Source organism: Nitrosopumilus sp. S4, assembly GCF_054515835.1.
Map to the genome: position 1 here is coordinate 1621593 of NZ_CM137258.1, position 16631 is coordinate 1638223.

15 protein-coding genes are annotated in these 16631 nt (G+C 34.1%); 2 read left to right on the plus strand and 13 right to left on the minus strand.

The features are described from left to right. The 6 genes from ACX119_RS09765 to ACX119_RS09790 all read right to left on the minus strand — a co-directional run bounded on the left by ACX119_RS09765 (position 1) and on the right by ACX119_RS09790 (position 8027). Positions 1 to 1119 carry a hypothetical protein gene (locus ACX119_RS09765; RefSeq protein WP_459351050.1) on the minus strand — a complete coding sequence of 373 codons (1119 nt, stop codon included), beginning with the start codon at positions 1117 to 1119 and terminating at the stop codon, positions 1 to 3. Positions 1120 to 1164: 45 nt separating this feature from the next. Next, entirely contained in the window at positions 1165 to 3816 is a 2652-nt protein-coding gene (locus ACX119_RS09770) for an adenosylcobalamin-dependent ribonucleoside-diphosphate reductase (RefSeq protein WP_459351051.1), read from the minus strand. A gap of 215 nt (positions 3817 to 4031) precedes the next feature. Next, entirely contained in the window at positions 4032 to 6125 is a 2094-nt protein-coding gene (gene nrdD / locus ACX119_RS09775) for an anaerobic ribonucleoside-triphosphate reductase (protein WP_459351052.1), read from the minus strand. 145 nt (positions 6126 to 6270) lie between these two features. Beyond that, entirely contained in the window at positions 6271 to 6432 is a 162-nt protein-coding gene (locus tag ACX119_RS09780) for a hypothetical protein (protein WP_297594443.1), read from the minus strand. Positions 6433 to 6502: 70 nt separating this feature from the next. Next, a complete protein-coding gene (locus tag ACX119_RS09785) occupies positions 6503 to 6871 on the minus strand; it encodes a Zn-ribbon domain-containing OB-fold protein (protein WP_459351053.1) in 369 nt (122 codons plus the stop codon). A gap of 1 nt (position 6872) precedes the next feature. Further along, positions 6873 to 8027 (minus strand): thiolase domain-containing protein, encoded by a 1155-nt coding sequence (locus ACX119_RS09790; RefSeq protein ID WP_459351054.1) that lies wholly within the window; start codon positions 8025 to 8027, stop codon positions 6873 to 6875. A gap of 56 nt (positions 8028 to 8083) precedes the next feature. Between ACX119_RS09790 and ACX119_RS09795 the strand changes: the two genes are divergently transcribed. Further along, a complete protein-coding gene (locus tag ACX119_RS09795) occupies positions 8084 to 8551 on the plus strand; it encodes a DNA topoisomerase (protein ID WP_459351055.1) in 468 nt (155 codons plus the stop codon). Here ACX119_RS09795 and ACX119_RS09800 read toward each other — a convergent pair. The 7 genes from ACX119_RS09800 to ACX119_RS09830 all read right to left on the minus strand — a co-directional run bounded on the left by ACX119_RS09800 (position 8544) and on the right by ACX119_RS09830 (position 15650). Continuing rightward, positions 8544 to 9341, minus strand: a complete 798-nt coding sequence (locus tag ACX119_RS09800) for a carbon-nitrogen hydrolase family protein (RefSeq protein ID WP_459351056.1) — start codon at positions 9339 to 9341, stop codon at positions 8544 to 8546. The genes ACX119_RS09795 and ACX119_RS09800 overlap by 8 nt on opposite strands. Before the next feature lie 432 nt (positions 9342 to 9773). Beyond that, positions 9774 to 9950, minus strand: a complete 177-nt coding sequence (locus tag ACX119_RS09805) for a tautomerase family protein (protein ID WP_297594436.1) — start codon at positions 9948 to 9950, stop codon at positions 9774 to 9776. A gap of 33 nt (positions 9951 to 9983) precedes the next feature. Beyond that, on the minus strand, positions 9984 to 10742 hold the full coding sequence (locus ACX119_RS09810; protein ID WP_459351057.1) for a rhomboid family intramembrane serine protease: 759 nt from the start codon (positions 10740 to 10742) through the stop codon (positions 9984 to 9986). A 126-nt stretch (positions 10743 to 10868) separates the two neighbouring features. Beyond that, positions 10869 to 12155, minus strand: a complete 1287-nt coding sequence (locus tag ACX119_RS09815; protein ID WP_459351058.1) for a peptidase — start codon at positions 12153 to 12155, stop codon at positions 10869 to 10871. Between the two features lie 11 nt (positions 12156 to 12166). After that, positions 12167 to 13759 (minus strand): peptidase, encoded by a 1593-nt coding sequence (locus tag ACX119_RS09820; RefSeq protein ID WP_459351059.1) that lies wholly within the window; start codon positions 13757 to 13759, stop codon positions 12167 to 12169. Continuing rightward, a complete protein-coding gene (locus ACX119_RS09825; protein ID WP_297594429.1) occupies positions 13716 to 13922 on the minus strand; it encodes a hypothetical protein in 207 nt (68 codons plus the stop codon). Before ACX119_RS09825 ends, ACX119_RS09820 begins: the two co-directional genes overlap by 44 nt. Before the next feature lie 30 nt (positions 13923 to 13952). After that, positions 13953 to 15650 (minus strand): peptidase, encoded by a 1698-nt coding sequence (locus ACX119_RS09830; protein WP_459351060.1) that lies wholly within the window; start codon positions 15648 to 15650, stop codon positions 13953 to 13955. Between the two features lie 114 nt (positions 15651 to 15764). On the opposite strand from ACX119_RS09830, the gene ACX119_RS09835 reads away from it, so the two are divergent. Further along, positions 15765 to 16580 carry a CFI-box-CTERM domain-containing protein gene (locus ACX119_RS09835; protein WP_459351061.1) on the plus strand — a complete coding sequence of 272 codons (816 nt, stop codon included), beginning with the start codon at positions 15765 to 15767 and terminating at the stop codon, positions 16578 to 16580. Positions 16581 to 16631: the final 51 nt, after the last annotated feature.

A 16631-nucleotide genomic window follows, 5' to 3' on the forward strand; every position in this document is an offset into this window, starting at 1 on the left:
TTAATTGATCAGTTCTACTTGATTTTTAAATTCATTCCATCCTGATTTTTGATTTCCATTAACATCAACTAGTCCTGCATGACAAATGTAATGGTTCAATCTCTCAATAACATATTCACTACTTCCTAAACCTGAACCACCACCAACCTCAATTTTTTTATCACCAATATCTTCTTGTGATGATACGCATGTATTCTCTGGTCTATCATACTGCCTATACCAAGTCATAAATTCAATGTTTGATTCATTTTCAGAGTAGAACTCGAATAATTTTTGCATAAAATCACTCTGAGATTCTTCACTTCCTCCAACAAAATCAGAGGTGCTCCAACTAATCTCAAACAATGCTATTTTTTTATCCGGAACAATCTCAAATATTTGATTTAGATCATCTTTTGCTTCCTGTGGTGATTTTATAATATCATTTAGACTATCAACTGGAAAATATGAAAATGCAACAAAATCACCTATTGCTAATTCTTGCACAATACTTGAAAGGTCTTTGTTAATTGTGTGGTGCAAGGCAAAGGAGTTTCCAAATTTCACATCTGGGTGTATATCCTTTATTTTCTCATAAACTCCTGTAAAGAATTTCTTGTAAACGGGAATATTTTGTTCATAGTATCTAAATTGGGATTCTGTTTCTCCTGCAATAATTACTGAATCAATAATGTGATATCTAGATAAAATTGCATCAAGTGCATCGACTAGTCTATCTTCACCTATTGCATTAATTGATGGTTTTCCAATCCAATTAGGAAATGGACCAAGTGTTTCTCCATTGATAACTGAGAAAAACAAAGTGACTTTTAGATTATTTTTTTCATTTAATCCCATCATAATATCAGATTGACTCCAATCAAATTCTCCACGCTGAGGCTCTATAATGTTCCAGAAAAGATACACATTGCTTCGACCTATGCCAGTAGTTGATGCATCAGTGAAGACTTGGTCTAGTTGTTGTAATGATGTAGATTGAGTAGGAGTATTAATTACTAGACCAATTTTTTCATTAGTTTTTTGAGTAATGATTTCGGAATTAGGAATGACTAAAACTGCAGCTGCTATTGCAATAATTACTGCTATGCCTACGGCTATGCCTAGAACTTTCTTTACCACACGGATTCAAAATGAAAAGGAAGTAAAAAAGTTGTGATTCTGTGATTATCCAGAAGTACAACCACTGTATCCGCATTCAATACAGATACTGCATCCTTCTACAAAGACAAGGCTGTTTTTGCATGTTGGACATAGACGATCTTCGGGAATATCTTCTACCTTCTGAGGTTCTGATTTGATTTCTTCGTCATGAACTTTAATTGCAAGTGCTGCATTGACTTGAGATTTGACGTATGGATTTGTAATTTTTCTAGTGATATATTCAGTGATATATTCACTTGGGGTTACATCAAATGTCTTCTCTGCATTTTCACTTGTCATGTGAAGTACTTGTTTGTGTCTTGAACCGTCACGATAAACGGTAATTCCTTTTAGTCCTATTTCATGTGCTAGCAGATATGCAGATTTTACATCTTCTGCTGTTACATCATATGGCATGTTGATTGTTTTTGCAATTGCATTTCCAATCCAGTCTTGCCATACACCTTGAGCCATGAGATGATCAGCCCAATGAATATCCATTGCAGTTACAAAGACATCTTGCATCCATTGAGGAATTTCAGGAATTCCTTTCAAGGAGCCATAGTTATCTGCAATCTTTGCAAGAATCTCATCATTGTAAAGGCCTTCTTCTTTTAGGACTTCTTCAACAATTTTGTTGGTATAGAAGAATCTTCCAACTGTTACTCGCTTCTCAAATACAAGAGCAAATGCAGGTTCCATTCCATTTGAGCAGTCTGCTATCATGGACAGTGTTCCTGTTGGAGCAACTGTAGTTGTCAAAACATTTCTTATTCCATACTTTTGGATTTTATCAATTAATGCATCCCATTCATAGGAGTGAGCTTCTTTTGGTTTCTCGTAATATCCAGCAACTGGAATCTTTCCTTCAGGATATTCAGTCTTGGAACAAAGTGGGAATTCACCTCTAGATTTTGCAAGTGCAACACTTTCTTCCATTGAATAGTAGGTTAATGCTTCAGAGAGTTTTGATTGTAGCTCATAACCTTCTTTTGAGTTGTATGGAATTCTTAATTTGTATAGAAGATCTGCAACTCCCATAACACCCAATCCAATTCTTCTGGATTCTTTTGATGCAACACTAATTTCTGGTACTGGATAGTTGTTTACATCAATGATGTTATCAAGGAATCTTGTTGTCTTTCTGATTGTTTCTTCATATCTTTGCCAATCAAATTCATAACTTCCATCTGCTTGGCGTTTTACAAGATTTACCAAGTTGATAGAGCCTAGATTACAAGATTCGTATGGATAGAGACTTTGCTCACCACATGGGTTTGTAGCTCTTAGTGGTGCTTGTCTAGCTTTGGCAAATACATTGTATTTGTTAATTTGATCAAAGAAGATCAAACCAGGCTCAGCACTCTTCCATGCAGATAGTGCAATTAGATCAATTAGTTGGTGTGCATTGATTTCTTTGACTGGTTTTTTATCACGTGGACTACGTAAGACATAGTTTCCATCAGTGGTGTTTACCAATGCATGCCAAAAGTCTTCCCAGATTCCTACACTTACGTTAAAGTTCTCTAGGATTCCTGGTTCAGTTTTGTTTGTAATGAATTTCTCAACATCAGGATGCCATGCTTCAATGATTCCCATGTTAGCACCACGTCTTTTTCCTCCTTGTTTTACAACTTCAGTTACGGTATTGATGATGTTCATAAAAGATACCGGACCTGAGGCAACACCAGAAGTTGAGGCAACAATATCACCTTCTTCACGCAAATCAGAGTAGTTTATTCCTACACCGCCGCCTGATTTGAAGATCAATGCTGCATCTGATGTGGACTTCATAATCTGCTCCATGCCATCTTCCATTCCTAAGACAAAGCATGCGGATAGTTGTCCCAATCTTCCTCCTGCATTCATCATTGTTGGTGAATTTGGTAGGAAGTCTTGTGCAGTCATCAATTCAAGATACTCAGTTATTTTATCTTCATAACTATCTAGTTTCTTTGCTGCAAGTAGTGTCAGTAGATCTTTGAAGCTTACCTTCATTTGACCTTTTTCTGCAAGTGTGACATAGTGATTGATTAGTGATCTAAAATGCCACTTGTTAAAGAAATAAGATCCTACTTTGAATTTGTAATCAAAGGCATCTAATTTCTCAAGATAAGATTTTGCTTCTTCTACATCTTGTTTAGTATTTCCAGATTTGTCAAATAGCTGTGCATCATAAAGAATATCACCTATTCCAACTAGAATTGCAACTCTTTCAAACATCTGAGTAGGAGATTCAATGATTTCATTTTTGCCATTTCTGAAAAGATATCTTGATGCTAGAACTCTAAGGCAGTTCAAATCAAATTTCTTAGAAACTGGATCTAGATTTTTTAGATTTAAGACCTTCTTCTTCTCATCTCTTAATTTTCTTCTCTCATGTCTGTAAACGATATAGGCTTTGGCAATATCGCTATTTCCACTATCAATTAAAGTAGACTCTACAATATCTTGAATGTCCTCAACTGTAGGTGTTCGAGAACTAGTAAATCCCTGTTCTACTAATTTATCAACAACTTTTCCTGCTAGTTGATCGGCTAGACCACGGTCGGCTTTAGAGGTGGCAGCCAATGCCCTAAAGATGGCATTTGAAATTTTATTCTTATTGAAAGCCGTTACTGCGCCACTGCGCTTACGGATCTCATTGATGGTATTTTCTATTTGTGAATTATCCAATTATAATCTCCCCGCAATGGGTAAGAAAGATGCGGATATAACTTGTGTGCTCGAAAAGTTTTGATCTTGACCCATTAAAGAGTCAATTTTTTTAACACCACTACTATGAACTTCATACTGGCATAACATTCATGGTAGACGACGATGATCGCCGGAACGGATAATGATCTAAATGTTTTAAGAAATGATCGTTACTAGTTTTTCATTTACGAATTTCAGACAACATATGGTGACTTGCACTTTGGACACTTGTCTTCAAATAATTCTTCTTTGAATCCACACTCACCACATATTGATATTTTCTTAACAGGCTTGAAAGATGCTGTAAGTTCTGATGCCTTTTCGATTGATTTTTTGATTTCTTCAGGCTTTGCATCTTTGTCAATATCCAATGTTACAAGTAAGCCACCATTAAGCAACTTTGATAGTTTGTTGCATTCAGAAATAGGCTCACTTTTTGCAGTAAAATCAGAAATCTCAGATGAATTAATCACCACACCTTGGGAATAATAGTCAGCATCCATTGAATTCAGAGAGGAATTTTTGCCATATTTCTCTCCATCAAGTGAAGCAAAACGAACAGAGCCTTCTGTTTCAGTCATGCAAATAGCCACAGGATCACCTAATTCCTTGCCTTTTTTGGCACCAACATCTACTGCAGTTTCAATGACTTTGTGTAGTATATCTCGGCCTTCTTTGTTATCTTGGAATCCCAATATGTTAAAGACTGCTTCTTTTAGTCCAACCAAATTTACAACAAGGGATACAGAACTCCTTTGCATGTATTGTGTATTCTTTGCAAGTATTGGATTTAATCCTCTTCTTGTAAGATCTGAGATCTCTTTCTTTCTTAATGCCATTGAAGATAGTGCTGGTTTCATTAGTAATGCAAGTCTTGCTCTAAAGTAAGTTTCATCTTTGTTTGATTCAAATGCAAGTCTAGGAAGATTAATTGAAACGGATTGTAATGTAATTGAAAGTGGGCTAGTAGTCTTTGTTGATCCATTTGTTACACCTAAGCTAGATGTTTGTCCTTTAGCAAACATCACCTTACCACCTAATGAAATAATTTCAGCAGTTGATTCAGAAACATCAGTAATCTTTCCTTTGTCATGATCAATTATCAAACCAATCTTTGGTATTGGAGTAATCTTTACGTAATTTTTGTATGCATTAATAATCGAATTAATTATTTTATTATCAGTACCTAATTGCAATCTAATTGAAACAATTGTACTTGTTTTGTTATATTTTGAAGTTGTAGATGCTGTTGCAAATGCATCAGTTAATTTTTGTTCGAGTTCTGGAAGAGACTTTGAATGTTTTGTAAACAATGCAGTTAATCCATCAAGCACAATTTCTTGTGATGCTTCCTTTGATAGAAGAGATATAGCAATAGATAATGCAGTTGTAAGTTCATCAAGTTGTTTTGATGAAGAAATTCTTGAGACATCAAGATATTTTCCACCAAGATCAATTCCATCTTCAATTAATTCTTTAATGTTAACAAATATTGTATCAGGAATCATAGACCAAATTCCAGGATTAGTAATGTGCAAGTCACCAGAGAGATGAGAATCTGCTACGTCTTTTGGAAGTATGTTTGTCAACAAGTGTTCAGCAAATACTCGCTGTCCAGTGTTAAACAAGAGACCTTCAGCCCCATTGTCGACATTGTCCAAGTTTGAGATCATCTCTTGAACGTCATAAACAGGCAGGCCTAGGCGTGCAAGTTTGTTCCTATATTCCTCATGGCCGTGCTCAAGAAGAACAGAATTAACCATTTCTCGAATTAGTGAGCCTGTAAGATATGTAGTCTGATATTTGTAAATTCTATTTTCAACTTCTTCAGTAATTTTTTGTGCTAGTTCTAGTGGTAAGCTTCCTTCACGAACTAGCGACTGAATAATTTTATGAGAATTAAATTCTTCAATTGATTCATGTGATGTTCTAACATACATCTTTCCACTTTCAATAATTGATCTTTCTTCAATTTGTCTTGCTAAACTCAAAACTAATTTTCCTAGATTTGTAATTGTGTAACGTCTTTCAGATTTGTTAAGTGCAACAAGGGATTGTCTTAATAATTTTCTCAGATGGTATGCAAATTTTCCACTCTCTTTTTTGGACTTGAATCCAGCTAATGATTTTAGCTCAGAATAGGTCAATGGTCCTTTGGAATTTAGGATTCGAAGGATATCGATTCTATTAGGACTTGCCATGACAGAAAAGATCATTCTGACACGTTTTGATGTAGACTGTAAGATGCCGCTTCTCTTTGGTTCAGAGATTTCTTCGGCTAATTCCATGAATCACTTAAAAAATAACGAGTAAATAAGACTTATGACTAGATCATTTCAGAGTCTTTTTAGATCAATTTTGTAATTTCAAAACAAAGATTTTTAGATCAGAAACTTGATTTTCAAATTCTTAATTAAATTTCAAAGTTTAAGATCAATTTTCTTGTACATCAAGTGAAAACTCGGACGTTGAAAGTTTCTGTCCACAAGAAGGACACTTCCCACTATAAGGATTCATTACATCTTTGAGAGATTTCAACATCTTCATGTTTGTGATCTTTTCTCCACACTTTCCACATGTTACTTCAACTGACATGAAAATGATCAGATTTACAAAATAATTAAGAATCGATTTTGAATTTTTTTAATTAATCAAGCAAATAATTTTACTGCTTTTTAATTATGATTCCACAGTTATCTTCAAAACCAGCAATTCTGGCTTTTGTTCCAACTGGAAGATCTGCTGGAGTTGCAATGCCTGCCATAAATCCAGAGATTCTCAAATCAGACTGGTCTAATTTTAGGACAACAAAGGCATATGGTGTGAATTTTTCAAAGCCTGCAGGAGCCACTGTAATAATGGTATAAGTGGCAATTGTGCCTGTACCATCTAATAGAACATCCTCAAATCCCTTGCTTCCGCACTTTAGGCAATAATAGGCAGTCGATAAATGAAGGTAACCACATTCAGTACATTTGTGAACTAGTAGTTTACCTTCTTTAGCATGTTGGATAAGTTGTTCTTCAATAGTCATTTTATACACTTTGGAAAACATGAACTGCACAACTTGCACCGGTTGCACCAAAGTTATGCGTTAAACCAACCTTTGCATCTTTAACAGTTCTTTCACCTGCTCTTCCAGTTAGTTGATCAAATACTTCTACTACTTGTCCAACGCCTGTTGCTCCAATTGGATGTCCTTTTGATTTAAGACCACCTGATGGATTAATTGAAATATCAGAATTTAATTTTGTTCTACCCTCACGAACAGCTTGAATGCCTTGTCCTTTATCAAAGAATCCTAAGTCTTCAGTATCAACTACTTCTGCAATTGTAAAACAATCATGTACTTCTGCAAAGTCAACATCTTTTGCAGTGATTCCTGCCATTTTGTATGCAGCTTCTGCTGCAATCTTTGTACTAGGAATTGTTGTCATGTGTTCACGTCCTTGCAATGCAGCAGGTGAACCACCACGACCAGAACCAATAACTTCAATGTAATCACCACCATGTTCTTTTGCAAACTTTTCAGAGCAGAGAATAACAGAACTTGCCCCATCAGAGAATGGACAGCAGTCATAAAGTTTTAGAGGACTAGCAACTACTGCAGACTTCATTACATCATCAATTGTAATTTTCTTTTGCATGTGAGCTTTAGGATTTAGAAAACCATTATCATGATTCTTTACTGCAACTGCTGCAAAGTCTTCTTCAGTTGCATCAAACTCTGTCAAGTAAGCTCTTGCCATAGATGCAAACAAGCCTGGAAATGATGCACCGGCTTGACCTTCATAGAAAAAGTCTGAACAATATGCAAAGTAAGTTGTAGTCCATTCAGTTCCTGTATGAGTTACTTTTTCAACTCCAGTAACTAAAAGACAATCGTAAAATCCTGCTGCAACGTTGGCATATGCTTCTCTAAATGATACAGAGCCACTTCCACATGCAGATTCTATTGTTAATGATGGTTTATCAGGAATTCCTAATCTACTCATTAAGACAGGTCCAAGATGTACCTGTTTGTCAGCTACCCCAAAGACGTTTGAGATGTAAGATGCTTTGACATCTTTTGGAGAGATTCCAGCACTTTCTATGGCTGAAACTGATGCTTGAGTAGTAATATCGGCAATGCTTTCATTTAATTTTCCATATTTGGTGCTACCTGCGCCAAGAACACAAACCTTTTCCACAAATGTCGCTGACCCGAATCCCTATAAAAATTGTTTTAGTAAAAGCATCAGTGAAAATGCCATCAAGGAAATCTAGTCTACAAACTGTACAGATCAAAAAGAGTACAATTAGGCATACTGTAAAAAAGTCAAAGTCAAAAACTAGTGTCTTCAAAAAAGAGATCATTCAGTATTTGGACATTAATGGGTATCTCTCATGGTCCTCAAGAGACAAAAAATACATGATACTTGGAACAAATTCTCCAAAAAATGGACTGGTTCCATGTCCTCAATGCAAATTAGGAGAATTGATGGTGATTAGATCTAGAACTACACGAAAGCGGTTCATGGGTTGTTCTAACTTTTATGGTGGTTGCAAAGCATCATCTCCATTATTACAAAAGGCTAGACTTAGGGCCACAAAGAAGCCATGTGAGGTATGTATGTGGCCAATGGTGATTTTTAGATATTCAAGAAATCAGAAATGGACAAAGCAGTGCTCAAACTTTAGTTGTGAGAGCAGAAAGCCAAAGACTACTAAATAGAATATACGCTTGCTCTTCTGTTTTTCAGTAGAGGTAAGACTTTGCGTGTTTGCTTTACTTTGTTAAGATCAATTTTGACATAACCAATTCCTTGTTTCTTTTTCATATCAAGTAGGATCTTGCCATATGGATCAACTACAAGACTTCTTCCACAGTAAATATTTCCAACTTGATCTGGTGCAATTACATAGCAACCATTCTCAATAGCACGTGTTTTGTTAATTGTAATCCAATGTTCTTCTTTCATGTTGCCTTGTACCCATGCAGAAGGTGCAATTAATACTTCAGCACCAGCTAATGCAAGTGATCGTGACATCTCTGGAAATCTAAGATCATAGCAGATCATCATTCCAGTTTTTCCTAGCGAAGTCTTTACTGGTTTTGCAATCTTTGAGCCTGATGTCATTTTGTCTGATTCTCGAAATCCTAGCGCATCATAGAGATGAATTTTTCTATACGTAGAGATAACTTTACCAGACTTGTCAATTACAAATGAAGTGTCATACACACGATCTTTTTTCTTGCTCTTCTCATAAAATGATCCCACAACTTGAATTTTATTTTCTTTGGCAGTATTTGCAATTGCTGAAACAAAATTACCACTAATTGTTTCAGCTAGGCTTGCAAGCTGCTTTGGTGTTTGAGTGGAATTTGTGTAAAACATCATAAATTCTGGGAATGCACATAGTGTAGCATTCTTTGAGGCTGCTTTTTGAATATACAAGATTATTTTTTTGAGATTGTTTTCTTTGTTAGTTGATGCCTTGAATTGCACAACTGCTACATTCATGAAAAGAGATAAAGTAATTGAGAATAAAAGGATAAACCATTGGTACAACCACTAAATGTACCATTTTCTTATTATGCAAATTCATTGAATGAATTTTAAACCGACCATAGTGTGTATGTCAGCCCAGACTGGGGGAATTATTCCAGTCAATAATTTTCATTTTGAAAAAATGTCTAAAGTATTAAGTAAACATGGAACTTAAGACCAGCAACGATTAGTTGATTGGTGAGAGTTCCAATTAAGTAAGATTTTGTAATTTAGTATTTAGATCATACTGATGATTCCTACTATTCTCTTTTATACAAAAATACAAAACAATTAGTGGTATTACTTTAGTGAGTCATCTGCTAGTTTACCATCGTCCAGGGATTGGGCACTTTAGCCCAATCTTCTTTATCAAAATAATAAAAAACTAGATGTAGATATTCTACTCTACAATTGTTTTCCAGCTAAGAACCAGTTCTCTTTTGGATTGTCTTCAAAAACAACAATAACGTGACTCTCTTTTGTATTTAGAATCTTAACTGCTGATTCTGTAATTGCTTTTGCATACTCATCTTTTTGTTCCTGTGTTCTTCCAGGATACATCGATACTGTAATCAATGGCATAAGAAAATCAAACAGGCTCAGTGATTTATTCTTTCAATAATCTGGTCTGTATCCATATCTTGTACCGTATGTATATTCAGAACTGTGTGTTTTTTTGTATAGATATCCTGTTGCAAATCCAATTGCAAATCCTCCAATGTGTGCCATATATGCTACACCGCCTCCTGCAACACCAAAGCCACCAATGAAAAATGGCAATAGATTTTGGAAGACCAACCAAAATGGCAAGAACCATTTTGCCTGAATATGCATCATTCTCCAGAAAAAGCCTAACATAAGAAAAGTGGTAATTCGAACTCTAGGGAATATTGCCAAGTATGCTCCAAGTACTCCAGATATTGCTCCTGATGCGCCAACTGCAGGGATAGAACTTGTTGGATCAATTACAATGTGAGCTAACCCTGCACCAGCTCCCCATGCAAGATAAATTAAAAGAAATTTTGCTTTACCAAACTTTAGTTCAATGTTATCACCGAAAATCCACAAAAACAACATGTTACCTCCCAAATGCATCAGACCACCATGCATGAACATTGAACTAAGTAATGAAAAATACGGAGTGTCAGGACATGAGATTCCTGGTTGAATCATAGATGAAAAGCCAGTAATGCAGCTTGGAACTGCACCCCACTCAAAAAACATCAACGCAGCTTGTGTATTAGAAAATTCCCAGAATTGCCCAGTAAAAGCAATTTCATACAAAAATATTGTAACATTAATTATCATTAATCCAATAGTTACTTTTGGTTTGAATCCTGGTGGGTGTGGATTTTCATCTCTTAATGGAAGCATTGCTCATTTAGCTAGAATGAAATTTGTATAATAAGATTATTTTAAAAAAAATAAAAAAGAGGTTAAAAATTAAGATTCTTCGTATTAGTTATTCATTATAACATGGTCATTAGTCAAATCTACCAATTAAATTACAAGAATATTTCTTTTAACAAGATTTTCAATCATATTTAGAAACTCATCATCTGAGATTTTGTCCTCACTCCACCATTGAGAAGTAATTTTTACCCATTGTGGAATTGTCCATTGAGATTCTGAAACAATTTTCTGCTGTGGAAGAGAAATGATTTGTTTTTCAAACAAAAAATCAATGCCTTCTAGAAATTCTGAGTCTGAGATTTGATTTGTTGCCCACCATTGAGCATTGGTTTTGATAAATTGTGGAATATCAGAAATATTTGGTGGTAATCCCTTCTCAAATCCTGTAATTTTTAAAATTCCTTGAGATTGAGGTCCAACATTAAAGGCTACATGCCACTGACCCATCTCATCTATACTTTGGATAAACTCTATTGGTTTATCATTAATTGTTACTTCAAATTTTTCTTGGCCAGAGATTGGTGGAAACTCAAAGTTTGCATAAGTATCAAGTGGATAGCTGTTGTATCCACGCATGGTTAGTGTAGTACCATCATCACTAAATTTGGCTGCTGAATACCAAGCCCCAGAATCATATCTAAAATCAAAGTATCCATCATTTTTCTTGGCAGTTACTGGAATTACAGTAGTATCAACTGGTGCAAAACAGCTATAGTAGAACACATCATCTATAATTGCAGGATCAGGATACATTAAGAAATCAATTATTTCATTAGGTTCAATTTTTTCAATAAATTCAATGTTCTGGGCAATATCTAGAACATTTTCATATCCATGTACTACCGCATAGATTTTTGGATAGAATATTGTATTATCTCCAGTATTTTGAATTCTTCCAGTGATGTGTCCATCTTTATGCTTAATCAGAGTTTCATCATAAAGTACTTGAATTGGAATATCATTTGTTATAGTTTTTTGATATGTTATTCTTGGATTTTCCAATATGGGTGTATTTCCCTGCAGTTCAGGAAATTTTATCTTAAATGGAATTTCTTTACCAGATGCCAACGGAACATGTTGAATGGTTTTTGAGATTGTTTGTGAATCGTCAATTACATTTACAGTAATGATTGGAATTACTGCAAAGTCATTTTGATTTTTAACATTTCCAACTACAGTATAGATTCCATTGGCATCAAAGTATCCAAGATATTCGTGTAAAGGAACATAAACATCTGCAAATGTTTCTGAAACCAAAAAAGAAATAAAGAAAAATCCAAGTAAGATAATTGTAGTTGGAATATTTCTAGAATGAATTGATAATATTTTCAAATCCAGATATTTACTTTTCAAGTAATTTTGTTCAATTTTCAAACAATCACCCTTCATACACGAATAATTCCTTTTTGTATTAAAAATTCCAGTCCCTGAACAAATGTTTCATCATCAATTTGACCGTCTGCCCACCAGCCTGCATTGTTTTTAATCCATGGTGGAATTGATTGTAACTCTGTTGTCTCTTTTTGAGTTTCAGGAATTACAATTATTTTATTTTTAATCAAGTACTCAATTCCTTGAATAAAGGTGACATCATCAATTTGTTCATCAGACCACCACAATGCATTATTTCTAATCCAATCAGGAATTATAATTTCATTACTTGTGACTCTATCAATTACTATTGGAATGGAAGTTCTTGCACGTTCATTTCCATCCAAGTTTTCAAAATTAAGATATACAATTCCAGTAATATCTGCAGGAATCATTACATCAACTACATTATGATCATCTTTAGAATCAGTGCTAACTCCGTTTTGTTCAAAAATTACTTTGTCATTTTGAGTAATTGTGAATTTATAGTTTGTAGATATAGGCTTATTTTTCAAGAAGATATCTGTAATATCAAAAATAATTTTAGCATTAGCATTTGGTTTTAGATCTTCTGGCTCCCAAGAAACAAGAATTCTAAATTGACCGTTATCAGTTACTGAGCTTAAATGAGTTTTTTGTTGATCTGGTGTTATTACAAAATTCATTTTGCCATCTATGGTATTTCTTTCAAAAACATTCATCAACTCTTTTTGATAAATAATAAAATGAACAATTCTTCCATCAGAGAAAAAATCATCAATATTGACAATGTCTTGAGATAATTGTATCCCATTAACATGCATAATAAATCCAGATACTAACAAGTCACCAAAGTTTTTTGGGATTATTAGTTCTTGATGAACAACTGATGTTTGATTAATGTTAGATATGCTCCAGTCAAAAGGCATAGAGTAGCTGATCTCTTTTTTGTTTGGATTATAATTAAAATCTGAAATCTCATCATAGTATGTAATTACATTGATATTTTGTTCTCCAAAGTTAGGATCCACAAAATTATGCCTTGTAGTTTGAGCAATAGAAATTCCGGCATTAAATTCAAGAGGTTTTTCTAATTTCTTTGAATACCCATCAGCAGTTAGTATTTTAATATCAAATTTGTATAAACCACCCTCACTAAGTTTAGGTCCTTTGACATGAACCATTCTGCTTTCAAGACCTATTAATGATCCAAAAAAATTACTACCACTCTCTTCTTCAACTATAATTGAATCAGTATCTTCTGATACAAAATTAAAAACTATAAACCCATTATCAGCTTTGAATTCACGGTCAAAAAGAAATTTTTCACCACGCTCTGATTTTATTAAAAATGTAACATCTCTTAGAGTAATTTTAGATTCAAAATCAATTAATGAAATTGAGACTTGTTGATCATCATTAGTTTCAGGATCACTTTGTGAAGAAGAGACTTCTAGAGTAACTAGTTTTCCATCAAGTTCTACTGGAGGAAATGTTTCACTTCCAACACCATGTCCATATGCAAGATTTACTACAAACATTAATGAAAAAATCAAAACTACAGCTAGTAGATAAAATTTCAATCTATGTCCACTTGGTTGGATCTTTTTTTCGTACTTCTTTTCCATCAATGGTTATTCTATCTTTTTCTTCAAATACAGTGTGCCATTTGCCATTACTTGGAAAGATTTTGTTCATTTCTTCAACTTTATCATTAGTTGGTGCTTTATTCATCAAAGCTCCCCATCTCATGTTAGGAATTTTTGGCATGATATCATTGATGTCTTTCATGATTTCTCTTTACAGAATTTATTTAAAAATCTATGACTGTATCTTCATTATTCCTTCTTTGATCAAGTATTGTATTCCTTGAACAAAGGATGAATCATCTATAGAGCCATCAGCCCACCAGCCTGCATTGTTTTTAATCCATGATGGTATTTCATTTGAAGCTAAACCTGTACCTTGTGTAGTTGGTGGAATCTTCATTATTCCTTCTTTGATCAAGTATTGTATTCCTTGAACAAAGGATGAATCATCTATAGAGCCATCAGCCCACCAGCCTGCATTGTTTTTAATCCATGATGGTATTTGCTCTTTTTGTGTTGTCATTATACTACCAGGACCAACTTCAATTATAGCAGATCCAATACCTGCATATTTTGGATTATAATCTAAACCTGTTCCATAAACCCAAACATCAATTCTAATTTGACCTTCTGATGGAACAAAAATTCTTTGAATGTCGAGTCCTTCAATAGAAACAATTCCGGGACTAACTGTATCAGTGCCAATATTTCTAGCAATTTCTTTATCATTAGAATCTAAAACTGCATATCCATATCTGACATCTTTAATCAATCCACCGTTTTCATTAAAGAAAGTAAATTCAAATGGAATTTCTTGATTAGCACCATATTTTCCATCCCATGAAATATTTACTGTAGTTGGAACTTGCTCAAAGGTTTTTGAATCAACTAGATAGAATTCTGTAGAACTCTTGGAAGCTTCATCTAATGGAACCAATTTTAATTCCATAATACCACTACCGTGATTTGCAGGACCTAGTGAATCATTAATTTTTTGTAATTCATTTTTAGTTACTAGAAAATGAATTACATTTGTATCATCATAAGAATATGGATCATTAAGTAAAGCTCGTTGATCAATTTCAACTCCATTAACATATCCTTTGAATTGTTTTCCTTCTGCATATGGTACAAATGATTTTGGAACTCGAACTTCTTCATGTACTACTTGAACTAAATTAACATAATCTGGATTCCAATCAAAAGGCATGTCGAAATTAATGGAGTTATCATTAGTATCAAATTCAAAGTTTTTTACTTCATCATAGTATGTTTTTACAGTAATTGGAATTTCTTCAGCATTTGCAGTTTGAATAAAAAAGTCTTGTTCTTGTGCAATGCTTACAAATGTATCATAGCTGAGACGATTTGCAAGTACTACTTTAGGACTAGTTGCTGCCTCAATATCTACTCGAATATTATATAATCCACCTTGGTCAAAAATAGGGCCTGTAATTGTTGGACGTGCACAAGTATCTAAGTTATTATCATTACATGATTCCCCTTGAACAAATAATGCACCAGGTGCACTTACATGCTCAGAACCACCATAAATTGTGCATTTCCACAATTCATCCTTTGTACAATCAGCTTTTGGACGAATTTCTACATCTAGTCTTCCATCCATATCATAGAATAGATTACGTGCTAGCAATTCTCCACTGCGCCAAACTTCAATTCTGTAAGTTACTTTTTCTAAAGTGGTGTCAGTTAATGTATCAAAGAATCTAATTTTCATATTTACATCATCAATATCGCCAATTGTGATATCTGACGGAGTCAAATCAGTACGAACTGTAACTTCCATTCCTCCAAAACTCAATGGTTCTGCTTGATCTCCACCAAGACCATGTGCAAATGCATCAGGAATAATTGCTGGAATTGTAAAAATACCAGCTATAGCAATTAGCAGGAAAAACTTGTTGTACAATAAATAAAGTGAGTAAAATCCATATTTAAAGCTGGCATAGCATTTCTAAGCATGATAATTTTTTTTGTGAGTAAATAGAGTAGAATTTTTATTGTTGAGTCGAAAAATTAAATCATGAAAGTTATTTTTGCATTATTATTAATTCCACTATTACTAATTCCAGCTTTTGCAGAATCACAAACTATGTCAACTGACAAAGGAACCCTTGATGTTAAATTAACATATGATCCAATCGAGCCAAATACTCAAACAAAAATAAATATTGATTTTATCAATCCTCAAACACAAAAAACACAAGTACATATTGATTATTCAGTTGTAGTTTCAAAAGATGGTGAAACTGTTTTTGGACCAACTCAGTTAATTCATACATCAGAAGGTGAAGTAAAAATTCCAATTGATTTTAACCGTGGTGACGGAGTATATTCAATGAATGTTGGAGTAGAGGGAATATTATTCCAACCAATTCCACCTGAAACAGTTTCATTTGATATTGCAGTAGGTGAAGCACATGCTCAACCAACACCACCCAATAATGAAACAAATGAAGAAAATGGAGGTTGTTTGATTGCAACAGCAACATTTGGCTCTGAATTATCACCACGGGTTCAACAATTAAGAGAACTCAGAGACAACACAGTTCTTAAAACTAAATCAGGTGCAGCATTTATGACAGGATTCAATCAACTGTATTACTCATTCTCACCAAGTGTTGCAGACTTTGAGAGAGAAAATCCATTTTTCAAAGAAATTATGAAAATGACTCTAACCCCAATGTTATCATCATTATCTCTACTAAATTATGTAGATATTGATACAGAGCAAGAAATGCTCGGATATGGAATCTCTATAGTTTTACTAAATATTGGAATGTATATTGGAATTCCAGTGTTTGGAATTGTAAAGTTGTACCAATTTAGAAAAAATTAATTCTAATTTTGATATTTCCAGTGAGGTTTTTATGTATCCGAAGAGGGAGTA